Origin of the sequence: Undibacterium sp. 5I2 (genome assembly GCF_035019605.1) — a bacterium.
GTDB lineage: Bacteria > Pseudomonadota > Gammaproteobacteria > Burkholderiales > Burkholderiaceae_D > Undibacterium.
Window position 1 is genome coordinate 1 of record NZ_JASJVS010000065.1, and the last position, 20707, is coordinate 20707.

The following is a 20707-nucleotide window of genomic DNA, read 5'->3' on the forward strand; positions in this document are numbered from 1 at the left end:
GTAAAAAACGACGCTGGGTTCCCGCCAAAAGCATGCGGGAATGACGCGGTATGCGGTGTTTCAGGTGTAAAAAACGTCCATCAGGCTTTTGCGACAGCCTCTTTAGGGCGGGGAGGATGTCAACGGATGGCCGCACACTAGGCATTCCCTTAGTGTGGTTTCCCAGATTGCTGCATGCCAAACCGGAGCAGCTGCAACATTATGAGCTATCGATTAATGGTATTCATTGGGACGAGCTGGACGAAGACATTGCGGTGGCGGGTCTTCTGGCTGGTCGCGGCGATGCTAGTAGTCTGTCGGACTTGGGAGTAATCGGCGGCAAAATCGCCTGAGCGGTCCATATTTCGTCTATTTTTTTTCAATACGCCAGGGAAGCGCAGATTTAATCCAAGTGGTTTGCCCGCCGCCACTGAGGCGCACTTGCGTCGCCCTAGTGGCCTGACCAAGATTGCGGCTTAGCTTGTGGCTTAAGGCGGTCCGAATTGACGCGTCACGAAATTGTTGCGGCAAAAAAGTGATCGATTCCATGCTTCTCCAGCGGCACCATACGATCCAGGTATTTGACTAAAATTCGATAGGTATCGCGATCGAGGCGCGGCTTGCCGTTGCTGAGCAGTTCGGACAGTTCGGCACTGTTGCCGGCGCGGCCGAGATAACACCAAGCTTCGATCACATGATAGATCTTGCCTTCTTTAAGCAGGGCCGGGCCGGCGAAGGGCCAAGCCTTGAGTTTCATCTCATTGAGCGCATCGATCAGGCGTAAATTATGCTGTAGCGGCGATTCTTTGCCGCAGCAAGCGCCCTTGCATTGTTTGAGTTGATAGGCGAAGCAGGGTTTGCCAGCGCCGCCCGATTCCAAACCCAGGGTGGCCGCACACAATTGAAATTGTCGCACTGCTTGCATGAGAAATTCGCGCGCGCTCGCGCCGCTTTTGAACAGTCCGTATAACTGTTCCTGGCGACCGAGATCGAGGTCGCGCGCATACGCCAATTGCGGCTGCAATAAGCCGCTGCCGGTATCGACCAAACGCCAGGAACAAAATTCCGAATTGCGCCGCAACTGACGGTTGAGGGTAGGCTGGCGTTCTTTGATCAGGCGTGCCTCGGTGATCAAGGCATCGATTTCACCTTCACATTCCAGCCATTCGATGTCACGAATTTGCTGCGAAATATTGAGTTCTTTGGCCAGCGCATGGTCGGAGGAGAAATGCGACAACACGCGCTGACGGACGGTATTACTTTTGCCTATGTAGAGTGGCAGCTGGTTTTCACCGAAAAACAAGTAGACGCCGTGCCCTTTCGGTAATTCATCGATTAAATGTGGATCCAATTGTGACGGCAAACTGCTGCGCGAGGTCAGTTGCTTGACAATTGCCTGTAATTCCTCAGCCGGCATGGTTTCTTCCAGCCGCCGCCAGAATTGGTACACCGCTTCGGCATCGGTGAGGGCGCGATGGCGTTGGCCGTCTACCTCTAACTGGTGGCGTTCCATCAGGCTGTCGAGATTATGTTTGGGGAATTGCGGAAACAATAAGCGCGATAATTTCAAACTGCATAGCACGGTGGCGCGAAACGGCAGACCGACGCGTTTGAATTCATTTTTCAAAAAACTGTAATCGAAGCGCGCATTGTGCGCGACCAAGACATGGCCTTGCAGCCGCTGCAAGATCTCTGCTGCCAGTGTGGCGAACTGAGGCTCGGCCACCACCATATCGGCAGTAATGCCGGTCAATTGTTCGACGAAGGCGGGAATACTGCATTCCGGATTGAGCAACTGACTCCAGCGCTGCACCTGTTCGCCGTCGAAACTGACGATGGCGATTTCGAGAATGCGATCGCGAGTGGCGATGGTGCCGGTGGTTTCGAGATCAAGAAAGGCGAGCGGACTGGCGAGTAAGGTCAAAATAAGCACTCAAGCTGAAAAGGTGAGGTATTGTAACGTGCGGTCAGCTTATCCGTCGCGACGATCCTTGTTTGAGCGCTGTCTGCAGCTTGTTTGATCTAGTCGAGCGCGGCCCGGCGTGGTCCATGTTACAAGCATGCTGACTGTTACTCTTACTTTCATGAGCATGCCATGTTGACATTACAATTGAGCGATCTCACGCTCGAAGAATTTCTTGCCGATTACTGGCAGCAAAAACCGGTTTTGCTGCGTCAGGGTTTTCCGTATTTTCACGATTTGTTGCGGCCCGATGAATTGGCCGGTTTGGCCTGCGAGGAGCAAATCAGCTCGCGTTTGATTTATAAAAAAGATCAGCAATGGCAAGCCGAAACCGGGCCGTTCGATAATTACGGCAAGCTTGGCCATAAAGATTGGACACTGGTGGTGCAGGCGGTTGATCATTGGTCGCCCGAAGTGGCACGCCTGGTTGACGCATTTTCCTTCCTTCCGACATGGCGGCTCGATGATGTGATGATCAGTTACGCCACCCCAGGTGGTGGCGTGGGGCCGCACATCGATCTGTATGATGTCTTCATTTGTCAGGGCTCGGGCCGCCGCCGTTGGCGCGTTGGTGCACGCGGTCCGCACCGCCAGTTCGCCGCCCATCCGGCTTTGTGGCATACCGAAGCGTTTGATGCCCTCATCGATGTCGAGGTCAGCAGTGGCGATATTCTGTATATTCCGCCGGGCTTCCCGCACGAAGGCGTGAGCTTGGAAAATTCCATGAGTTTTTCGGTCGGTTTTCGCAGCAAATCGGCGCGTGATATGCTCAGCGGTTTGGCCGATTACCTGATCGATGAAGAGCTCGGTGAGGCGCTCATCAGTGATCCGGGACGGCCGTTGCAGACTTATCCGGCGCAGATCAGTCGGGCTGATGTGGCGGCGCTGCGTGCGCAAATGCAGGCCGTGCTTGATGATGACGCTTTGGTCGCTGATTTTATTGCTGGTTTCTTGTCAAAAACGCGTAATGAACTCGATTTGCAAGAACTCGAAGAGCCCTTGGAATCAGCGCAATTGGCACAGCAGTTGCAGCAGTTCGGTTTGGTGCGTACCGGTGGGTTGCGGTGTTTCTATGTTGACGAGGGCTGGCGCGACGGGGTTTGTCATGTTGATGGCCAGCGTAGGACTTTCGGTGCCGCGTCAGCGTCAGTGGTGCGCGTTTTGTGTGACCAGAAACGCCCCGATAGCGCCGTACTCAGCGCCGCGCTCGAAGATGCCGATTTTGCTGCGGCCTTGTTGGCTTGGGTGAATCAGGGTTATTGGTATTTCGACGAGTAAGGTGCATCGCGGGGAAACAGAAAGCGCGCCGTGGCGCGCTTTCTGTTTTTCAGGCGGTTCAATCAGACCGGCAGGGCGATCTGATGATCGGTGCTGAACTGGTAATCGCGGAATACATGTTCGGCGCTCAGTAATTGATAGCTGCCATCGGCATTCTTGTGGCTGGTGTCCTTGAGACGATAGGTCAGTTGACCGCAAGTCCAGCAATTAAAATTGCGCATGTGGGTGCACAGGCAAGTCTTATCCATGACCACGACTTTTTTCGCTTCCGGATGGGCCGCTACTTCGCGGTTGTAGGAAGTGATGTAGGCGCAGTTGCCGTTACCATCGAGCAGATAACCATACGATTCGCAGCCAGGACGCACGCCGTCGCCAATGGCCGGAGTGCTTTTCAACATGCGCATCGGGTAGCCGGTTGGCGAGATGTTGTTGACGATGATGTCGTCTTCGCTGGCCTTGAAATATTCTTGTTTCACCGAGGCTGGCAAACCGCATTCGTCCGTGACCGTGAAACGCGTCGCCACCTGTACGCCGGCAGCGCCGTTTTCGAGGAAGGCGACGGCATCGCTGCCAGTGAAAATGCCACCGGCCGCAATCACCGGGATAGCCAGGTTTTCCGCCTGCAGATAGGTGACGACTTCGGTGACGATGGTTTGCAAATCATACTCGGCCCAATCGGGACCGAAACCGAGATGGCCGCCGGCCAGCGGACCTTCGACCACGATGTAATCGGGGAAGCGGTTGAGCTTGGCGTTTTTGCGCAGAAATAATTGCAGTGCGCGTACCGAGGAGACGATGATGCCGAGTTTGGCGTCACGAAAGCGCGCATGCTCGGCCATGAGGCCGAAGGAACCGAGATGCAAACCGGCGCTCAAGGTGATGCCGTCAATGCCGGCATCGAGCGACGATTCCAAGCGCACCTTGAGGGTTTCGCGTGGACCATTCATCGTCAACTTTTCCATGCAGTTGACAAAAATCATGCCGCTGCCTTGTTTGGCTTCCATGGTTTTGCCAACATGCAGGCGCGTCGCTTCTGCCAAGTGCTCGAGATTGAACTTGATCTCGGTCTTGTCAGTGTTGTTGATATTGTATTTGTAGAATTTGGTTTTTTCTTTGATGTAGCTGGTGTCGAAGCGACGATCGGAGACATCGTGCACCATCGCATCGGAAATATGGCCGATGCCACCGAGACGCGCTGCCACCAGCGCCAGTTCGGCGGTGGAAATGTCGACGCCCATCCCGCCTATCATGATAGGTACCAATTCATCTTTGCCTAATTTCAGGCGAAAATCATCTACTCGTTTCATTGCTGTCCTTGACACATTGAGCTTTAAGTTCACACCCAGACTGAGTGAAGCCGTCATTCAGAATGGCGGCGCCCCAGATTGTAAGCCAGCCTAGGAGTGTGCTGTGAATAATTTAGCAGGCGTTTTTGGTAAACTTGGCAGTGTTGGGCGGTGAGAATATTTCTCGGTAAAACAGTGCCAAAATATTATTAATTGTGAAGTAGCCGGCAACAGAGCGACGAAGCACGGTAAATAGTCATATTTAGAGTGTTTCACCTAATTTTTATTCTGATTTTACCAGCACTGCCGCCTTGGTGCTCGCCTTCAACGATTTTTTTGCCTCTGAATTTTTCTTACCTACGCTTGATCATCGTCAAACTGCCGCAGCGCTAGCGCTCCTGCACGATACCCTGCGCGGCAGGAAAAGACATCACGAAAACATTACCAGCGCCATTTTTTCCAGGCTTTTTGTTGTTCCGGTGTCAAAAAAGTCCAAGCCAAGAAGCGACTTTGTTTTTGCCCCTGTTGCATGCTGATTTCGCGTTGTTCCGTCACCTTGAGGCGTTTGAGCGTCGCTTTCAGGACCGCCAGGTTGCTTGCCTTCGACACCAGGGTAGTGAACCAGAAGCACTGGCCGCGTAAGGTCGCGCTCTCGTTCATCATGGTTTGAATGAAGCCGACTTCGCCGCCCGGACACCAGAGTTCGGCATCCTGCCCGCCGAAGTTGAGCCGTGGGCCAGCCGCTGGCAGCGCGTTGTTTTTCCCTAGTTGCTGCCATTTGCGCGCCGAGCCGGCGGCCGCTTCCGCTGCTGAGGCATGAAATGGCGGATTGCACATGGTCAGATCGAACCAGTCATCGGCCCCGATGATCTGCTGCAGAATCGCCGTTGGTGTGGTTTGCCGCCGCAATTCTATTTGTGCCGCCAGCTTGGGGTTGGCCTGTAAGATGTGCTGCACATTATCGAGTGAGGTTTGGTTGATATCGCTGGCGACAAATTGCCAGCCATAGCTGGTCGCACCGAGTAAGGGATAGACGCCGCTGGCACCGGTGCCGATATCGAGCACGCGAATGCCGGCCGCTTTCGGCAAGCGACCGAGGTGGCAACTGCTGAGCAGATCGGCCAGATAGTGCAAGTAATCAGCGCGTCCGGGAATGGCTGGGCACAAATGCTGCGCTGGCAGCTCCCAATCTTGAATGCCATAGTCGCTCAATAACAGGGCACGGTTGAGTGCCTTGACGGCGGCGGCATCGGCAAAGTCTATGCTGTGTTGGCCGTGCGGATTGCGGATCACAAATTCAGTCAGGCGCGCATCGTCTTGCATGAGGCGGACGAAATCATAGTGAGCTTGATGGCGATTGCGCGGGTGCAGCTGGTTTTCTGACATGATTCTCAATCTTAAGGAGTCGGCGCGCGTCAACAGCGACGCGCCCTCCCGTATTGTAAGCCGGGATGGTAACGGGCAGGGCTGCGGCGAACATTAGAGGGCTCACCCTAATTAATTTTCTCTTGCCTTCTTTTCATCATTGCGTCACAAACCCTTGCCACACTCTAGTCGGTCTGGATCGGCTGTCAGTTCACGGCCCTCCCATTTTCAAACAATTGAAACAGGAAAGTCATGAAACTTCATACGATCGCCATCGCTTGCGCGATGACTGTGTTGGCCAGTGCTTGCGGCAGCAGCCCTTCATTTTTCAGCGCCGCCGCCGCGCCGACTTACAGTGTGAGCGGTGTCGCTTCGACCGGCATCGCCTTGGCCGGCGTTACTATCAGTGCCACCGATGTCAGCGGCGCCGTTACCAGCTCGAGCTTGACCGATGCGAGTGGTCATTACACGCTCAAGCTCAGCGGTCCTGGTCCTTTCCTGCTGACCACGCCGATCAATGATAGCGATGGCACGCCGGTATTGTTGTCATCGGTACTGGTGCCGGCCGCAGCGGTGCCGGGCCAAGCCTATGTGGTGCAAGCCAATCTCAATCCCCTCACTTCCTTGATCTCGCAACGCGTGCTCGGTGCCGTGCCGACCGTTGCGACCAGCACGGCCAGTGTGGTGGCCGGCTTGACGGCAGCGAAACTCGCAGCGGCTCAACAAGATATCGCCACGCTGTTTCAGAATGTTTATACTGCAATGGCGATTCCTGCCAGCGAAACTGCCGACCCGATTGCCAGTACCAGTTATCAGGCCGGTGCGGCCGATCCGCTCGATAATCTGTTCAATTTGGCGCGCTTTAATCTGCACAACGGCCAAGTCAGCATCGGTACCGATGCCAATCGCGCGCTCGTCAGTGTGCCGGTCAGCGGCGCGGTCGCCAGCGCGGTACCGGCCACGGCCGTCACTTCCTTGCTCGCATTGAGCAAGAGCGCGACGACCACGCCGATTACCAATATCATCGTCATCGTCGGTGAAAATCAAACCTTCGACGGCGTATTCGGTGCCTACGCTGCACCGAGCGGTCAGACGATTAAAAATCTGTTATCGCAGGGCATCATCAATGCCGACGGCACGCCTGGTCCGAATTTTAAATTGGCCTTGCAAAATCAGGGTGGCAATCAAGCTGCTTACAATGTCACGCCGGTGCGTGGGGCTGCTTACGCCACTTTACCTCAACCTATGCAGATCGGTGAAGTGACCGCGAGCTTGCAAACTCTGGGCGGTACGCCTGATCCGGCATTTCCGGCTACCTTAGCACCGGGTCCGTTTCAGATCACTAAATATGTACCCTACAGCGTGTCGATCGCCAATCCCATCGGTACCACCACGGGTGATCCGGTGCATCGTTTCTTCCAAATGTGGCAGCAAACCGGCGGCGACAATGCCAAGCTCGATATGTACACTTGGATCGCCGCTTCGGTCGGCCAGGGCGGCGATACCACCGGCATCACCCCGGCCAACCCTTCCCAGGGTGGTGAATTGATGGGGTTTTTCAACATGAGTACCGGTGATGCACCGTATTTCAAAACACTGGCGCAAACCTATGCGATGAGTGATAACTATCACCAATCGATACTCGGTGGTACCGGTGCCAATTTCTTTGCCATTGCCACGGCTGACGTCCCTTACTTCAATACGGCCGGCGTGCCTGCGGTGCCGCCGGCGAACCAAATTGAAAATCCGAATCCTTTGGCTGGCACGGCCAACTTCTATACGCGCGACGGTTACAGCGGCGGTTCTTACGTCAATTGTTCCGACTCTACCCAGCCGGGTGTGGCACCGATTTTAGCGGTCTTGGCCAGCAAAAAAGTGGCGAGTAACTGCGATGCCGGTAAATATTACCTGGTCAATAACTACGGCCCCGGCTACGATATGAACGGTAATTTGCAGCCTATCGGCCCAAATAATTACAACTACCCACCGCAAACCGTGCCGACCATTGCCGAAGCCTTGGCCAATAAAGGCGTGTCGTGGAAATGGTATACCGGCGCGCGCGAATTGGCCGACGTCGCCACCGACGCCGCCGCATTCCATGTGCCGGCTGCGTATGCACAAGCGATTCAATACAATGCGATTGGTGATCCCTTGGTGGCATCGAGCAAAGTCATGACGACACCGGCGCTCAAAGCCGGCTTGGTTGGTTTGACCAGCTTTTTTGCCGATGTAAAGAACGGCACCTTGCCGGCGGTCTCTTTTGTGGTACCGAAAAATCTCGACAGTGGTCATCCTGGGTATTCGGTGGCGGCCAAGTATGAGTATTTCTTGCAAAATCTGATTGGCCAGGTTCAGGCCAATCCGAGCTTGTGGGCACATACTGCCATCATCGTCATGACGGATGAAGGTGGCGGCCATTTTGACACTGGTCCGATCCAAAACATCGATTTCTTTGGCGATGGCCCGCGCATTCCCTTCTTGGTGGTGTCACCGTATGCACGCACGAACTTCATCGATCATACCTATCATGATCACTCGTCGGTCTTGAAATTCATTGAGCGTAACTGGAAGTTGCCGCCTTTGTCGGCACGCAGCCGCGACAATCGTCCTAACCCTATCAATACGGCGGCAGATTTGTATCGTCCGGTGAATCAGTCGGCGCTTGGCGATTTGACCAGTATGTTCAATTTCTGATTACGTAGTACGAGTGAAAACGGGGCTGCTTTGGCGGCGCCGTTTTTTTTTGTTTTTACATTCCTCATTTTTCCGGTTTTTATGCGTCTGTCATCGTCCTTCTCTTTGCTGCTCGTGGTATTGCTGACAGCTTGTTCCAAAGCCGATCCGGTGGTGCCGGCTGCGCCAACTGCATCGGCTGCGCCGGTCGCCGTCAAAGCCAGTCCGGCGGCGTGGCTGCGCTATCCCGAACCGAACATTCCCTTGAGTGCCGCCGCTACATTGGGCAAGCAATTGTTTTTCGATGTAGGCCTGTCGGCATCGGGGAAAATGTCTTGTGCCAGTTGTCATAGTCCGGAGCATGCCTATGCGGCGCCAAATCAGTTGGCCATGCAGTTGGGTGGCCGCGATATGCAGCAAAGCGGAACGCGTACCGTGCCATCCTTGCGCTATCTCGATTACACGCCAAAATTTACGCGGCACTTCTATCAACCCTCGGCCGAAGGTGTAGAAGATGAAGGGCCGACCGGCGGTTTTACGCACGACGGTGCGCTCGACAGCCGCGCCGCGCAGGCGGCGGTGCCTTTGTTGGCAGCGCATGAAATGGCCAATCTCGATGCGGCCGGCTTTGTGCAAAGTCTGCGCCACAGCAGTTCAGCGAGTGCCTTCATCCAGCTCTACGGTGCCGCCACATTGGAACAGCCGCAGCAAGCTTTGGCGCAGGCCGGTTTGGCCTTGGAAGCGTTTCAGACTGAGGATTTCAGCTTTCATCCCTATCGCAGTAAATTCGATGCTGTCGTGGCAGGCAAACAGACATTGAGCGATTCCGAAGCGCGTGGCTTTATCGTGTTTCACGATGCCGCGAAAGGCAATTGTGCCAAGTGCCACAGCGACCGCGTTGGGGCTGGTGGGCGGCCGGCGCAATTTACTGATTTTGCCTTTGCCGCGCTCGGCGTGCCGCGCAATGCGGCGATACCGGCGAATAAAAATCCGGCATATTTTGATCTCGGCTTGTGCGGCCCGTATCGCCACGATCTCAAGGCCGAGTCGGAATACTGTGGCATGTTTAAAACCCCGACGCTGCGCAATGTCGCTACGCGTCAGGTGTTTTTTCATAATGGGGTATTTCATAGCCTCGATGAAGTCGTGCATTTTTATGCCGAGCGCGACCGACACCCGGAAAAATGGTATGCCAAGCGCGCCGGAAAAGTGCTGCGCTATGATGATTTGCCGGCGCGCTTACGCGGTAATGTCAATCATGTCGATGAACCGTTCAAAGCTTCATCTGCCAGCCATATGAGCGAGGCCGAGATGCAGGATTTGATCGCTTTTTTGAAAACTCTTAACGACGAATGAAAGCGCATACGAATTCGTCGTGCTGGTTCGGCCAATTAGCCATGCTATATGGTAATTGTGGATTAAATGTAACAAGTTAACATTATTTTTATCGGATTTGCGCGTAAAACCCCGTCGTTCAGAGGCTGTCGCAAAAGCCTGATGCACGTTTTTTACACCTGAAACACCGCATACCGCGTCATTCCCGCATGCTTTTGGCGGGAACCCAGCGTCGTTTTTTACACTGAAAATGCCACAATTTCTGGCATTTTCAGTTAACCACGAACGCCGCTGGGTTCCTGCCAAAAGCGCGCAGGAATGACGTGGCCACCAGTTGGGGTAATGATACCGACTGAAAACCCTTTTGCGACAGCCTCTTTAGGGCGGGGAGGATGTCAAGATAAACGTTTTGCCATCGGTTTCACGCCGCAGGAAGTGACGGATTTGAGTGAGTTTTTGAAAGTGCTATGACGCGCTCAGTTGGCATAGAAACAGCGCCCGCATACATGCAAATAGCTTTCGTTACCGCCGATGTCGATCTGGGCACCGCTATGCTGGCGCTGCCCGGCGGCGTTGACGCGGATATTCATGGTGGCTTTTTTTCCGCAGGAACAAATATTTTTTAATTCTTCCATGGTATCGGCCAAGGCCAGCAAATAACTGGAGCCGGGAAACGGTTCACCTAAAAAGTCACTGCGCAAACCGTAGCAAATCACCGGTACGCCGCGCAGATGCGCGAGTCGGTGCAATTGGCCTACTTGTTGGGGCGAAAGAAACTGCGCCTCATCGACGAGTACGCAACTGACTTGCGGCGCGCTGAGAAAAAAATCGTAACTACTGTCGAACACCGCGGCATCACGCTGCGGCCCCAAGCGTGAAGTGACCTTACCACTGCCATAGCGATGATCGATGGCGGCCGTGTAGAGGCAAACCTGCTGGCCTTGTTCTTCGTAATTGTGCGCGACCTGCAACAAGGCGGTGGACTTTCCGGCATTCATGGCGGAGTAGCGGAAGTAGAGCTTGGCCACAGGCAGGTCCTGATAAGTGGTGTGAAGGATGCGTATGGTAGCAAAAATTTCTCTGCTGAGCGCGGACTTATGTGCTTTGTGGCATCGGTAACAAGAGCTAATTGGATGTCGATTCAGTTGGCAGGCCCCTTGAAATCTTTTCACCCTGCCCAATCTTTGGATCAGCGGAAGGCCCATCCGGGGTCCGCGAAAACTTCATATCGCTTATTTTTTAAAGGATATCATCATGCGTAATTTTGACTTTGCTCCCCTGTATCGCTCAGCGATAGGTTTTGACCGTCTGGCCCAGTTGTTCGACGATGCGCAACGCAGCGACGCCACACCGAGCTATCCGCCGTATAACATCGAGCTCATCGCCGAAGATAAATACAGCATCAGCATGGCTGTTGCCGGTTTCGCACGCAACGAACTCGATATCGAAAGCGAGCGCGACACCCTGAAAATCATCGGTCGCAAAGCCAAAGAGGACAGTACAAGAAATTTTTTACACCGCGGCATCGCTGCGCGTGATTTTGAACACCGCTTCCGTTTGGCCGATCATGTCAAGGTACTCGGCGCACGCTTGGAAAACGGTTTGCTCACTATCGAGTTGGTGCGTGAAGTACCGGAGGCTTGCAAGCCGCGGCGCATCGCCATCGATGACGATAGCCTGCAATTGGCGGTAGCTGCCTGAGCGTAAGCTGAGCGGCAGCGGATTCTGAGCAAGCGGCTGCGCCGCGTCAGAGCAAGCAAAAAAACATGGGGGAAACCCCATGTTTTTTTTTGCGCTTGATTCTCATTCAGAAAAAAATGTCGTTTTTCCAACAAAAAGAAAATATTTCCATAAGTATTTGCTATCTTTAGCGCAATATTGTTACTATAGATCTACACTTCATATTGTCAGTAGAGAATCATTCTGCTGTGCCGACGCCGTGTTGTTTATCCCGCGTCACTCACATAATTCGTCAAAAAAAGGTGTGGTATGTCCAAGATTGTCATGGTTGTTGATGATTCTGCTTCGGTCCGTCAAGTGGTGGGTTTGGCTTTGCGTGGTGCTGGCTATGGCGTGATCGAGGCCTGCGATGGCGTTGATGCGCTGGCCAAGTTGAGCGGACAAAAGATTCATCTGATCATTTCCGATGTCAATATGCCCAATATGGATGGCATCACTTTCGTACAGGAGGTGAAAAAGCTGGCCGCTTACAAATTTACGCCTGTGATCATGCTCACGACTGAGTCACAGGAAGGTAAAAAATTGCAAGGTCAGGCGGCCGGTGCCAAAGCTTGGGTGGTTAAGCCGTTTCAGCCGGCGCAAATGCTCGCCGCCGTTTCCAAACTGATCCTGCCTTAACGAGGTCCAGCATGCTCAGCTTGTCGATAGACGGTGAACTGACGATTTATACGGCCGCAGCGGAAAAACAAAGGCTGCAGGCGTTTCTTGAGAGCGGCGACGAGCTCGAACTCAATCTTGCCAAGGTGTCGGAAATGGATACCGCCGGTTTGCAAGTGCTGATGTTGCTCAAGAAAGAAGCAGCACGACGCGGCAAGTCGCTGCGCTACGTCATGCATAGTAAAGCCGTACTCGAGATCTTAGAACTATCTCACACGATCGCCGCTTTCGGTGACCAGATCGTGCTGACCTAAGCAGCATACCCGCACCGCGAGTCGCGCCATGCTCGCATTGTTTCTCATCACAGCATTTGATAGCCACGCCTTGCGGAGGATAGAATGAGTTTCGATAGTGAAATGAAGGCAGCGCTGGAAACGTTCGTGCTGGAAAGCCGCGAATTACTGCAGGATATGGAAGAACTCTTGCTCGGTTTGGAGCAAGATGGTGCGGCACCGGAAGCGATCAATGCCATCTTTCGGGCGGCACACACAATCAAAGGCTCATCCGGGCTGTTTGGTCTTGAGCACATTGTACACTTCACACATCTGCTCGAAAGCGTGCTCGATCTCGTGCGCGACGCTGCCGTGCCGGTGACGCCGGCCTTGATCGCCGTGCTGCTGCCATGTCGTGATCATTTGGCTGAGCTCATTGAAGGCCTGGCGGACGGTGCCACTGGCGAGAGCGCCGAGTCGGCCTTGGCTGGTGCCGCCTTACACGAACAATTACGCACTTTCATGGCCCCGCGCGCTGAACTGTGCGCCACGCCGACAGAAACCACCACCAGTTCCTCGGGCGGTAGTCAGCTCGATGGCGGTAATTGGTATCTGTCACTGCGCTTCGGTGCCGATTGCTTGCGCAATGGCATGGATCCCTTGTCTTTCATCCGCTATCTGAGTACGCTCGGCGAGGTGGTGCAACTGCTGACCATTGCCGAGCGCTTGCCGGACATCGAATCCATGGATGCCGAAACCTGTTATCTCGGGTTTGAGGTCATCCTCAAGAGTGAGGCGACTAAGGAAACCATAGAAAACGTGTTTGAGTTTGTGCGTGAAGACAGTGTGATTCGCATCCTTCCACCGCGCAGTAAGATCGATGAATACATTGCCATCATCAATGCGCTGCCCGACGAATTGGAATTGATCGGCGAAATTCTCATTTCCAGCGGCGTGTTGACCAAGAATGAGTTGGCGGCCGGTTTGCAGATGCAGGCGCAGCAGAGCGGGCCAATTGGCGAAATTTTGGTCGAGCAAGACATGTTGCAGGGGCCGGTATTGCAAGCGGCCTTGAATAAGCAACAGCAAGTTAAAGAAGCCAAAACCCGTGAACGCCAAAATATTCGCGTCGATGCCGAACGTCTTGATAAGCTCATCGACCTGGTCGGTGAGTTGGTGATCGCCGGGGCCGGCTCACACTTACGCGCCAGCAAAACGCGTGATGCCGGCTTGCTGGAATCAACCATGGAAGTCATGCGCCTGGTTGAAGAAGTACGTGACAGCGCGCTGCAACTACGCATGGTTCCTATCGGTACCACCTTCAGCCGCTTTCAACGCGTGGTGCGCGATGTCAGCCTGGAATTGGGCAAAGATATTGTGCTCGAAATTTCCGGCGGCGACACCGAAGTCGACAAATCGGTGGTGGAAAAAATCGGTGATCCCTTGATGCACTTGGTGCGCAATTCCATGGATCATGGCATCGAATCGGCGGCGCTGCGGCAAGCACGCGGCAAGCCGGTACAGGGCACCTTGAGTCTGAACGCCTATCACGAATCGGGTACCATTATCATCGAAGTCAGTGATGATGGCGGCGGCCTCGACCGTGACAAAATTCTGGCCAAAGCGGTCGAACGCGGCTTGGTTGCAGCGCACGCGCAATTGAGTGACAAAGAAATTTATGCCTTGATTTTCGAACCGGGCTTTTCTACTGCCGATCAGGTTTCCAACCTGTCTGGGCGCGGCGTCGGCATGGACGTGGTTAAGCGTAACGTCACGGCTCTGCGCGGTAGTATCGATATCGATAGCCAGAGCGGGATAGGCAGCACCATGTGCATACGCTTGCCGCTGACCTTGGCGATCATCGATGGATTCTTGGTCGGGGTGGCTGATTCTTCCTTCGTCGTGCCGCTCGATAATGTGATTGAATGTCTGGAAATGCCTAAGCAAAGTGAGGCGCTCGACTACATGGATTTGCGCGGTGAAGTGCTGCCCTTTATTCGCCTGCGCAGTTTGTTCGAGATCGAAGGGGCGCTGCCGCGTCGACAGAATGTGGTGGTGGTCGGCTATGGCGGCAACAAGACCGGCTTGGTGGTCGATCGCTTGATGGGGGAGTTTCAAACCGTCATCAAACCGCTGGGTAAATTATTCAACCATGTACGCGGCATCGGCGGCTCGACTATTCTCGGCAGCGGTGAAGTCGCCTTGATACTCAGTGTGCCAGCCTTGACACAGTATTACGCCAAACAAGAACAACAGCAGCACCCGTTGTCGCCGGCTCCGACGCTGGCGTATACAAAATGAATACCCCTGTTTGTTTCTCGCGCAGCCAGTGCTGACCCGACCAATGTTGTTCCCCGCAGAAAGGAAGCACCGATGAAATCGCTCTTGGAATCATTACGGATGTGGCAAAAATTTTCCCTGGTAGGTCTGTTTGTGCTGGCCTTGTTCGGTCTGCCTTTCACACTCTATCTCAATACCATCAATGCCGATGTACAGACAGCGGTGATCGAAAAAACCGGTGCGGATGTCTTGCCCATGACGGTAAAAGCCTTACAACTGTTGCAGCGCCATTCTGCCTTGAATACCTTGGTGCTCGGTGGTAATGCCGACGCCAAAACTCAGCGCGATAGCACGGCGCAGGAAATTACCAGCAATACCGAGGCCATGCTGGCGGCTTTCAAACTCTCACCCGATCTCAAGCTCGAGGAAGTCGGCGCGCAATTCCGGCAGAGTTGGCAAACTTTGTACAATGAGCGCGACCGCTTGAGTCTCGAAGACAGCCGCAGTAAGCATCTGGCTTTGATCACGCAAATATTCGATTTGGTGGATAAAACTGCTGACAATTCCGGTTTGTTATTGAGTCCAGACTCGGGCATCTATTACCTCGCCACGCTGGCAACCGATAGTGTGCTGCATATTACCGAAGAAATTCGCCGTGCCCGCGCTGCCGGTGTCAACGTCCTCAATAGTAAAACTTTGAATGATCGCGATCGTGGTGAACTGGCCGCCCTCAATGCCGTGATCCGCAACGATATCGATCGCAGCGACCGCGTGATCAACAAGCTCATCGCTACCAATGCGGCGTATCGCGATCTGTTTACGGCAAAAATGGCGGAGCAAAACGCCCGCACCAAAGAAGCCGAGCAATTGATTGCGGAAAAAATTCTCAATGCCAGCAAATATGACTACGAAGTGGCCAATTATTCGAGTCGCATTTCGGCCGCTATCGACAGTACTCACGAGCTTGAACAACTGTTGTTGCGAGAAATGATCAAGCACAGCGATGAGCGCTTACATGCACTCAAAGCCGAACGTTTGAAAATGATTTCAGCCTGTTTGCTGCTGTTGTTGATCGTCGTTGCGCTGGCCTGGACCATGATTCATATGGTGATCAGCCAAGTCGGGCAGGAACCGAGCGAGGTGGTGGAATTTGCCGCCAAAGTCTCATCGGGTGATTTTTCCAGCTCGCTGAAGCTGCGCGATAATGATCTCACCAGTATCGCGGCGAATTTGCAATCGATGGTCGGGAATTTAAAAATGCGCATGGAAGAAACGGCCAGCGTCGCCAGAGAAAGCCTGCGTATCAAAATTGCACTCGATAATTGTGCTACCAATGTGATGATCGCCGATGTCGACCGCAATATCATTTACATGAATAAATCCATCGTGGACATGCTGTCGGCGGCTGAGTCGGATATCCGTAAAGCCTTGCCTGGTTTCAGTGTGGCGAAACTGTTGGGCGGTAACATCGACCAATTCCATAAAAACCCGGCACATCAAAAGCACTTATTGGGTACCTTTGTCAGCAATCACCGCGCCCAAATTACGGTCGGTGTGCGCACTTTCTCGCTCTCGGCCAATCCGGTATTGACCGAGCAGGGTGAGCGCTTGGGCAGCGTGGTCGAGTGGGTCGATCGTACCGAGGAAGTGGCGATAGAACATGAGGTCAGCGATGTGGTGGAACAAGCGGTGGCCGGTAACTTTACGATTCGTCTCAACGAGCAAGGGCGCACCGGCTTTTTTGGTAAGCTCAGTCAAGACATCAATCGCTTGATGGCGACCAGTGACGAAGGTCTCAATGAAGTTCTGCGGGTATTGGGTGCGATTTCCAAAGGCGATCTGACGCAAACCATTGTCAAGGAATATGCCGGTACCTTCGGTGCGCTGAAAGCCGCCAGTAATGAAACGGTCGATAAGCTCTCGCAAATTGTCACCGATGTGATCAATGCGACCGACGCCTTATCGAACGCCTCGGAACAAGTCAGCGCTACGTCACAGGCCTTGTCGCAGGCGGCCAGTGAGCAGGCTGCCAGCGTGGAAGAAACCAGCGCCAGTATCGAGCAAATGGCAGCCGGCATCAATCAGAATGCCGAAAATGCCAAGGTTACCGACGGCATCGCCGGCAAGGCGGCCAAAGAAGCGGTTGAAGGTGGTGTGGCGGTCAAACATACCGTCTCGGCGATGAATGATATTGCCTCGAAAATCGGCATTATCGATGATATCGCTTACCAAACCAATATGTTGGCGCTCAATGCCGCGATCGAGGCGGCGCGTGCCGGTGAACATGGCAAGGGCTTTGCTGTGGTCGCCGCCGAGGTACGTAAGCTGGCCGAACGCAGTCAGGTGGCGGCGCGCGAAATCGGCGACTTGGCCAGCGGCAGCGTGAAAACGGCGGAACGTGCCGGCGAGTTGATCGATGAAATTGTGCCAGGTATTGGTCGCACTTCTGATCTGGTGCAGGAAATCGCCGCTGCCTCGCAAGAGCAGTCGGCCGGGGTTGGGCAGATCAATACTGCGATGAACCAGATGAATCAGATCACGCAACAAAATGCCTCATCGAGCGAAGAGTTAGCCGCCACGGCGGAAGAAATGACCAGTCAAGCCGAGCAGTTGAAGGAATTGGTCGGCTTCTTCCGTATCGCCAATGTCACGCCACGGATTGCGGAAAGCCGGAATCAACGTCCGGGCAGCGGCAAACGCAGTCGAGCTGGTGCCGGCGCGGCCTTCGATGAAGCTAAATTCGAGCGCTTTTAGGAGACCGCTATGGGCAGCCTGAGCGAATCCAAACAGAGTAGTGCAATCGCGGCGCGCACGGCCATTGCCGGCGTGGCCGAGAGCGCGCAGTATCTGACGTTTATATTGGCCGGCGAAGTGTATGCGCTCGGTATTCTCAATATTAAAGAAATCATCCAGTATGGCGACCTGACCGAAGTACCGATGATGCCCAATTTCATACGCGGCGTGATCAATCTGCGTGGCAAAGTGGTGCCGGTGGTCGATTTGACGGCACGCTTTGGTCGCGGCGTCACTGCAGTGGCGCGCCGCACCAGTATTGTTATCATAGAGATGCTGCAGGCCGACGGCGACGAGGTACAAAGTTTGGGGGTGATGGTCGATGCGGTCAATGAAGTGGTCGACATCGCCGCTGCCGATATTGAACCACCACCGGCATTCGGGGCGCGCATACGTCCTGATTTCATCAGCGGCATGGCGCGCCGCGGCGGGCGCTTCATCATCGTTCTCAACTTGGCACAGGTCTTGTCGCTGGAGGAGATGTCGGCGTTCGGCAGTTCGCTCATCGGTGGCGACGCGCATGCCGCAACGGAGTTGGAGCATGGCGAGTAATGCCCACGCCGTGCCGGTAGTCCGCACACTCACGCCCGATGAGTTTGTTTGGATTGCGCGTTTTTTATATGAACGTACCGGTATTTCGCTCAACGAGGGCAAGCAGGCGCTGGTGATGGGGCGGCTGGATAAACGCCTGCGTAAGCAGGGTTTGTCCTCGTACCGCGAATATTTTTCACTGCTCGGCCGTCCCGGTTATGAAGACGAAACCGTGATGGCGATCGATCTGCTGACCACCAACGAAACCTATTTTTTTCGTGAGCATAAGCATTTCGAGTTTTTGCAAAAAGTAATTTTCCCGCAACATCCGCGGCAACGGATGCGGGTTTGGAGCGCTGCCAGCTCCAGCGGCGAAGAAGCCTATACTATCGCCATGACGCTGGCGGCTTTTTTTCCCGGTGATAACTGGGAAGTGCTCGGTTCTGATATCTCCACGCGCATGCTTGATAAAGCCCGGCGCGCGCTTTACCCTATGCTGGCAGCAGAAAAAATTCCGCCGTCGATGTTGAAAAAATACTGCCTCAAAGGGCGCGATGAATACGAAGATTTTTTTTTGGTCGACCCGCTGGTGACGGCCAAAGTCACGTTTCGCGAACTGAACTTGGTGGGCAACTTGCCCGACATCGGCGAGTTCGACATCATTTTTTTGCGTAATGTAATGATTTACTTCGATATCGAAACGAAACAGCGCTTGTTGCAGCGTATCGTAGAAAAACTGCGTCCCGGCGGCTACTTCATCATCAGTCATTCAGAATCACTCAATGGCATCAGCAATGCGCTGAGCTTGATACAGCCATCGATTTATCAGCGGCCAAGCTGAATGGCCGACTCTCGTATGCCGGCACCGCCGTTTTATATCGATATTTTTTTGCAGCCCGGAGATTTTTATTTCGGTGACAGTGACACGCGCATACGCACCATTCTCGGCTCTTGTGTGGCGATCACAATTTGGCATCCGATCTTACGCATCGGCGGCATGTGTCATTATATGCTGCCGAAAACTGCGCAACGCCAGCAACACCACCCTCTCGATGGCCGCTATGCCGAAGATGCGGTGCAAATGTTTTTAAAAGAAATAAAAAAATCACACACCCATCCGCGCGACTTTGAAATTAAAATGTTTGGTGGTGGCAACCAATTCCCACAACAAAACAGCGGCTTGTTTCCTATCTCGGATCGCAATATCGAGCTCGGCAGCAGTTTACTCGCGCAGCACGGGCTGCAGTTGAAATCGCAGCATTTAGGCGGGGTAGGGCACCGGAATGTGATGTTTGACTTGTGGTCCGGCGATGTTTGGGTCAAGCATGTTGAGAAAGTGAGCACACCGTGACGATCAAAGTGATGTTGGTGGATGATTCGGCCGTGGTGCGGCAGGTACTGGCGGCCGTACTCGCTCTGGACCCGGAAATTGAGGTCATCGGTTCGGCTTCCGACCCGATCTTTGCGATGGATAAAATGAATCTGCGCTGGCCCGATGTGGTGGTGCTGGATGTCGAAATGCCGCGTATGGATGGCATTACTTTTTTAAAAAAGCTGATGTCCGTGCGGCCGACCCCGGTCATCATTTGCTCCACCTTGACCGAAAAAGGTGCCACTACCTCGATGCAGGCGCTGGCCGCCGGCGCGGTCGGGATTGTTACCAAACCGAAGGCCGGTCTGAAAGGATTTTTGGAGCAAGATGCCGGCGACATCGTACAGGCCGTAAAAGCGGCCGCGCAGGCAGATATGCGCCGCGTGAAAGCGATGTCGATGAGCGCGCTGCAGGTACCAGCCAAGCTGAGCTTGTCACAGGCCATGCCGGAACTCGATATTCGTGCTGGCGCGGCGATGTCGGAAACCACCGATAAAATCGTCGCCATCGGTACCTCGACCGGTGGCACCCAGGCGCTGGAATTGGTTCTCAAACAATTGAACCGTACCGCACCGGGTATCGTGATCGTGCAGCATATGCCGGAGAAATTCACGGCAGCGTTTGCTGAACGACTTAACAAGGTCTGTGCCATCGAAGTACTCGAAGCCAGTAACGGCGACCGCGTGATTGCCGGGCGTGCCCTGATTGCGCCGGGTGGCCGACATATGCAAGTCAAACGCAGCGGTGCTCAGTACCATGTAGCGATCATGGATGGGCCACCGGTTAACCGGCATCGCCCTTCGGTTGATGTATTGTTTCGCTCGGTCGCCAAATGTGCCGGTGCCAATGCCTTCGGCATCATCATGACCGGTATGGGCGATGACGGTGCGCTTGGCATGCTCGACTTACACAAGGCTGGTGCCGGCACCTTGGCGCAAGATGAAAAGACTTGCGTGGTGTATGGCATGCCGAAAGAAGCGGTCAAGCTTGGTGCGGTCGACCGCATCGTGCCGCTCGGTGAGATTGCTGCCGACATCGAAGCCTATGGTCGGCAGCACCGCTGAGGTCAGCGAGGTAACAACTAAATGGATCGTCGCAAGCGACGATGGAAAAGACTCTGGAAGGGGTTTGCATCCGCTCCCATCGGGTCGCTCCTTCGTCGCTCACCGGCCTTCAGAGGCTGTCGCAAAAGGGTATTGAGTCGGTATCATTACCCTAACTGGTGGCCACGTCATTCCTGCGC

General features: G+C 54.1%; 17 protein-coding genes. 13 read left to right on the top strand and 4 right to left on the bottom strand.

All coding sequences use genetic code 11. The features are described 5' to 3' along the window. Positions 1-116: 116 nt before the first annotated feature. Positions 117-332 (top strand): DUF2442 domain-containing protein, encoded by a 216-nt coding sequence (locus tag QN359_RS16970; RefSeq protein ID WP_322250000.1) that lies wholly within the window; start codon positions 117-119, stop codon positions 330-332. 158 nt (positions 333-490) lie between these two features. Here the strand turns inward: QN359_RS16970 and QN359_RS16975 are convergent, their stop codons facing one another. Continuing rightward, positions 491-1903 (bottom strand): 3'-5' exonuclease family protein, encoded by a 1413-nt coding sequence (locus tag QN359_RS16975; RefSeq protein ID WP_322249999.1) that lies wholly within the window; start codon positions 1901-1903, stop codon positions 491-493. A 171-nt stretch (positions 1904-2074) separates the two neighbouring features. Here QN359_RS16975 and QN359_RS16980 point away from each other — a divergent pair, with 171 nt between their 5' ends. Beyond that, entirely contained in the window at positions 2075-3220 is a 1146-nt protein-coding gene (locus QN359_RS16980) for a cupin domain-containing protein (RefSeq protein ID WP_322249998.1), read from the top strand. Between the two features lie 62 nt (positions 3221-3282). On the opposite strand, the gene QN359_RS16985 is transcribed toward QN359_RS16980, so the two are convergent. Beyond that, entirely contained in the window at positions 3283-4527 is a 1245-nt protein-coding gene (locus tag QN359_RS16985; protein WP_322249997.1) for a nitronate monooxygenase, read from the bottom strand. 420 nt (positions 4528-4947) lie between these two features. Next, positions 4948-5892 (bottom strand): 23S rRNA (adenine(1618)-N(6))-methyltransferase RlmF, encoded by a 945-nt coding sequence (rlmF, locus tag QN359_RS16990; RefSeq protein ID WP_322249996.1) that lies wholly within the window; start codon positions 5890-5892, stop codon positions 4948-4950. A 231-nt stretch (positions 5893-6123) separates the two neighbouring features. On the opposite strand from rlmF, the gene QN359_RS16995 reads away from it, so the two are divergent. Beyond that, complete coding sequence (locus QN359_RS16995) at positions 6124-8565, top strand: alkaline phosphatase family protein (RefSeq protein WP_322249995.1); 2442 nt, start codon at positions 6124-6126, stop codon at positions 8563-8565. An 81-nt stretch (positions 8566-8646) separates the two neighbouring features. After that, positions 8647-9900 carry a cytochrome-c peroxidase gene (locus tag QN359_RS17000; RefSeq protein ID WP_322249994.1) on the top strand — a complete coding sequence of 418 codons (1254 nt, stop codon included), beginning with the start codon at positions 8647-8649 and terminating at the stop codon, positions 9898-9900. A 455-nt stretch (positions 9901-10355) separates the two neighbouring features. Here the strand turns inward: QN359_RS17000 and QN359_RS17005 are convergent, their stop codons facing one another. Beyond that, positions 10356-10907 (bottom strand): thymidine kinase, encoded by a 552-nt coding sequence (locus QN359_RS17005; protein WP_322249993.1) that lies wholly within the window; start codon positions 10905-10907, stop codon positions 10356-10358. Between the two features lie 226 nt (positions 10908-11133). On the opposite strand from QN359_RS17005, the gene QN359_RS17010 reads away from it, so the two are divergent. The 9 genes from QN359_RS17010 (at position 11134) to QN359_RS17050 (ending at position 20528) form a co-directional block, all read left to right on the top strand. Further along, the gene (locus QN359_RS17010; RefSeq protein ID WP_322249992.1) at positions 11134-11580 is read left to right on the top strand and encodes an Hsp20 family protein; all 447 of its coding nucleotides are present in this window, start codon (positions 11134-11136) and stop codon (positions 11578-11580) included. A gap of 288 nt (positions 11581-11868) precedes the next feature. Continuing rightward, positions 11869-12237: a response regulator gene (locus QN359_RS17015; RefSeq protein ID WP_322249991.1), complete on the top strand. Its 369-nt coding sequence runs from the start codon at positions 11869-11871 to the stop codon at positions 12235-12237. An 11-nt stretch (positions 12238-12248) separates the two neighbouring features. After that, positions 12249-12530, top strand: a complete 282-nt coding sequence (locus QN359_RS17020) for an STAS domain-containing protein (RefSeq protein WP_322249990.1) — start codon at positions 12249-12251, stop codon at positions 12528-12530. Between the two features lie 84 nt (positions 12531-12614). Next, the gene (locus tag QN359_RS17025) at positions 12615-14789 is read left to right on the top strand and encodes a chemotaxis protein CheA (protein WP_322249989.1); all 2175 of its coding nucleotides are present in this window, start codon (positions 12615-12617) and stop codon (positions 14787-14789) included. A 72-nt stretch (positions 14790-14861) separates the two neighbouring features. Then, positions 14862-17522, top strand: a complete 2661-nt coding sequence (locus QN359_RS17030; protein WP_322249988.1) for a methyl-accepting chemotaxis protein — start codon at positions 14862-14864, stop codon at positions 17520-17522. 9 nt (positions 17523-17531) lie between these two features. Beyond that, the gene (locus tag QN359_RS17035) at positions 17532-18113 is read left to right on the top strand and encodes a chemotaxis protein CheW (protein ID WP_322249987.1); all 582 of its coding nucleotides are present in this window, start codon (positions 17532-17534) and stop codon (positions 18111-18113) included. Then, on the top strand, positions 18103-18933 hold the full coding sequence (locus QN359_RS17040) for a protein-glutamate O-methyltransferase CheR (RefSeq protein WP_323493380.1): 831 nt from the start codon (positions 18103-18105) through the stop codon (positions 18931-18933). Before QN359_RS17035 ends, QN359_RS17040 begins: the two co-directional genes overlap by 11 nt. Then, a complete protein-coding gene (locus tag QN359_RS17045; protein ID WP_322249985.1) occupies positions 18934-19443 on the top strand; it encodes a chemotaxis protein CheD in 510 nt (169 codons plus the stop codon). An 11-nt stretch (positions 19444-19454) separates the two neighbouring features. Then, a complete protein-coding gene (locus tag QN359_RS17050) occupies positions 19455-20528 on the top strand; it encodes a chemotaxis response regulator protein-glutamate methylesterase (RefSeq protein ID WP_322251038.1) in 1074 nt (357 codons plus the stop codon). Positions 20529-20707 lie beyond the last annotated feature (179 nt).

Excerpts from the sequence above, each read along its gene's own strand:
- QN359_RS17035 (WP_322249987.1), top strand. The coding sequence starts at position 17,532 with ATGGGCAGCCTGAGCGAATCCAAACAGAGTAGTGCAATCGCGGCGCGC.
- QN359_RS17025 (WP_322249989.1), top strand. The coding sequence starts at position 12,615 with ATGAGTTTCGATAGTGAAATGAAGGCAGCGCTGGAAACGTTCGTGCTG.
- QN359_RS16995 (WP_322249995.1), top strand. The coding sequence starts at position 6,124 with ATGAAACTTCATACGATCGCCATCGCTTGCGCGATGACTGTGTTGGCC.
- QN359_RS16970 (WP_322250000.1), top strand. The coding sequence starts at position 117 with ATGTCAACGGATGGCCGCACACTAGGCATTCCCTTAGTGTGGTTTCCC.
- rlmF (WP_322249996.1), bottom strand. The coding sequence starts at position 5,892 with ATGTCAGAAAACCAGCTGCACCCGCGCAATCGCCATCAAGCTCACTAT.
- QN359_RS17015 (WP_322249991.1), top strand. The coding sequence starts at position 11,869 with ATGTCCAAGATTGTCATGGTTGTTGATGATTCTGCTTCGGTCCGTCAA.
- QN359_RS17050 (WP_322251038.1), top strand. The coding sequence starts at position 19,455 with ATGTTGGTGGATGATTCGGCCGTGGTGCGGCAGGTACTGGCGGCCGTA.
- QN359_RS16985 (WP_322249997.1), bottom strand. The coding sequence starts at position 4,527 with ATGAAACGAGTAGATGATTTTCGCCTGAAATTAGGCAAAGATGAATTG.
- QN359_RS17030 (WP_322249988.1), top strand. The coding sequence starts at position 14,862 with ATGAAATCGCTCTTGGAATCATTACGGATGTGGCAAAAATTTTCCCTG.
- QN359_RS17040 (WP_323493380.1), top strand. The coding sequence starts at position 18,103 with ATGGCGAGTAATGCCCACGCCGTGCCGGTAGTCCGCACACTCACGCCC.
- QN359_RS17000 (WP_322249994.1), top strand. The coding sequence starts at position 8,647 with ATGCGTCTGTCATCGTCCTTCTCTTTGCTGCTCGTGGTATTGCTGACA.
- QN359_RS17020 (WP_322249990.1), top strand. The coding sequence starts at position 12,249 with ATGCTCAGCTTGTCGATAGACGGTGAACTGACGATTTATACGGCCGCA.
- QN359_RS17045 (WP_322249985.1), top strand. The coding sequence starts at position 18,934 with ATGGCCGACTCTCGTATGCCGGCACCGCCGTTTTATATCGATATTTTT.
- QN359_RS16980 (WP_322249998.1), top strand. The coding sequence starts at position 2,075 with ATGTTGACATTACAATTGAGCGATCTCACGCTCGAAGAATTTCTTGCC.
- QN359_RS17010 (WP_322249992.1), top strand. The coding sequence starts at position 11,134 with ATGCGTAATTTTGACTTTGCTCCCCTGTATCGCTCAGCGATAGGTTTT.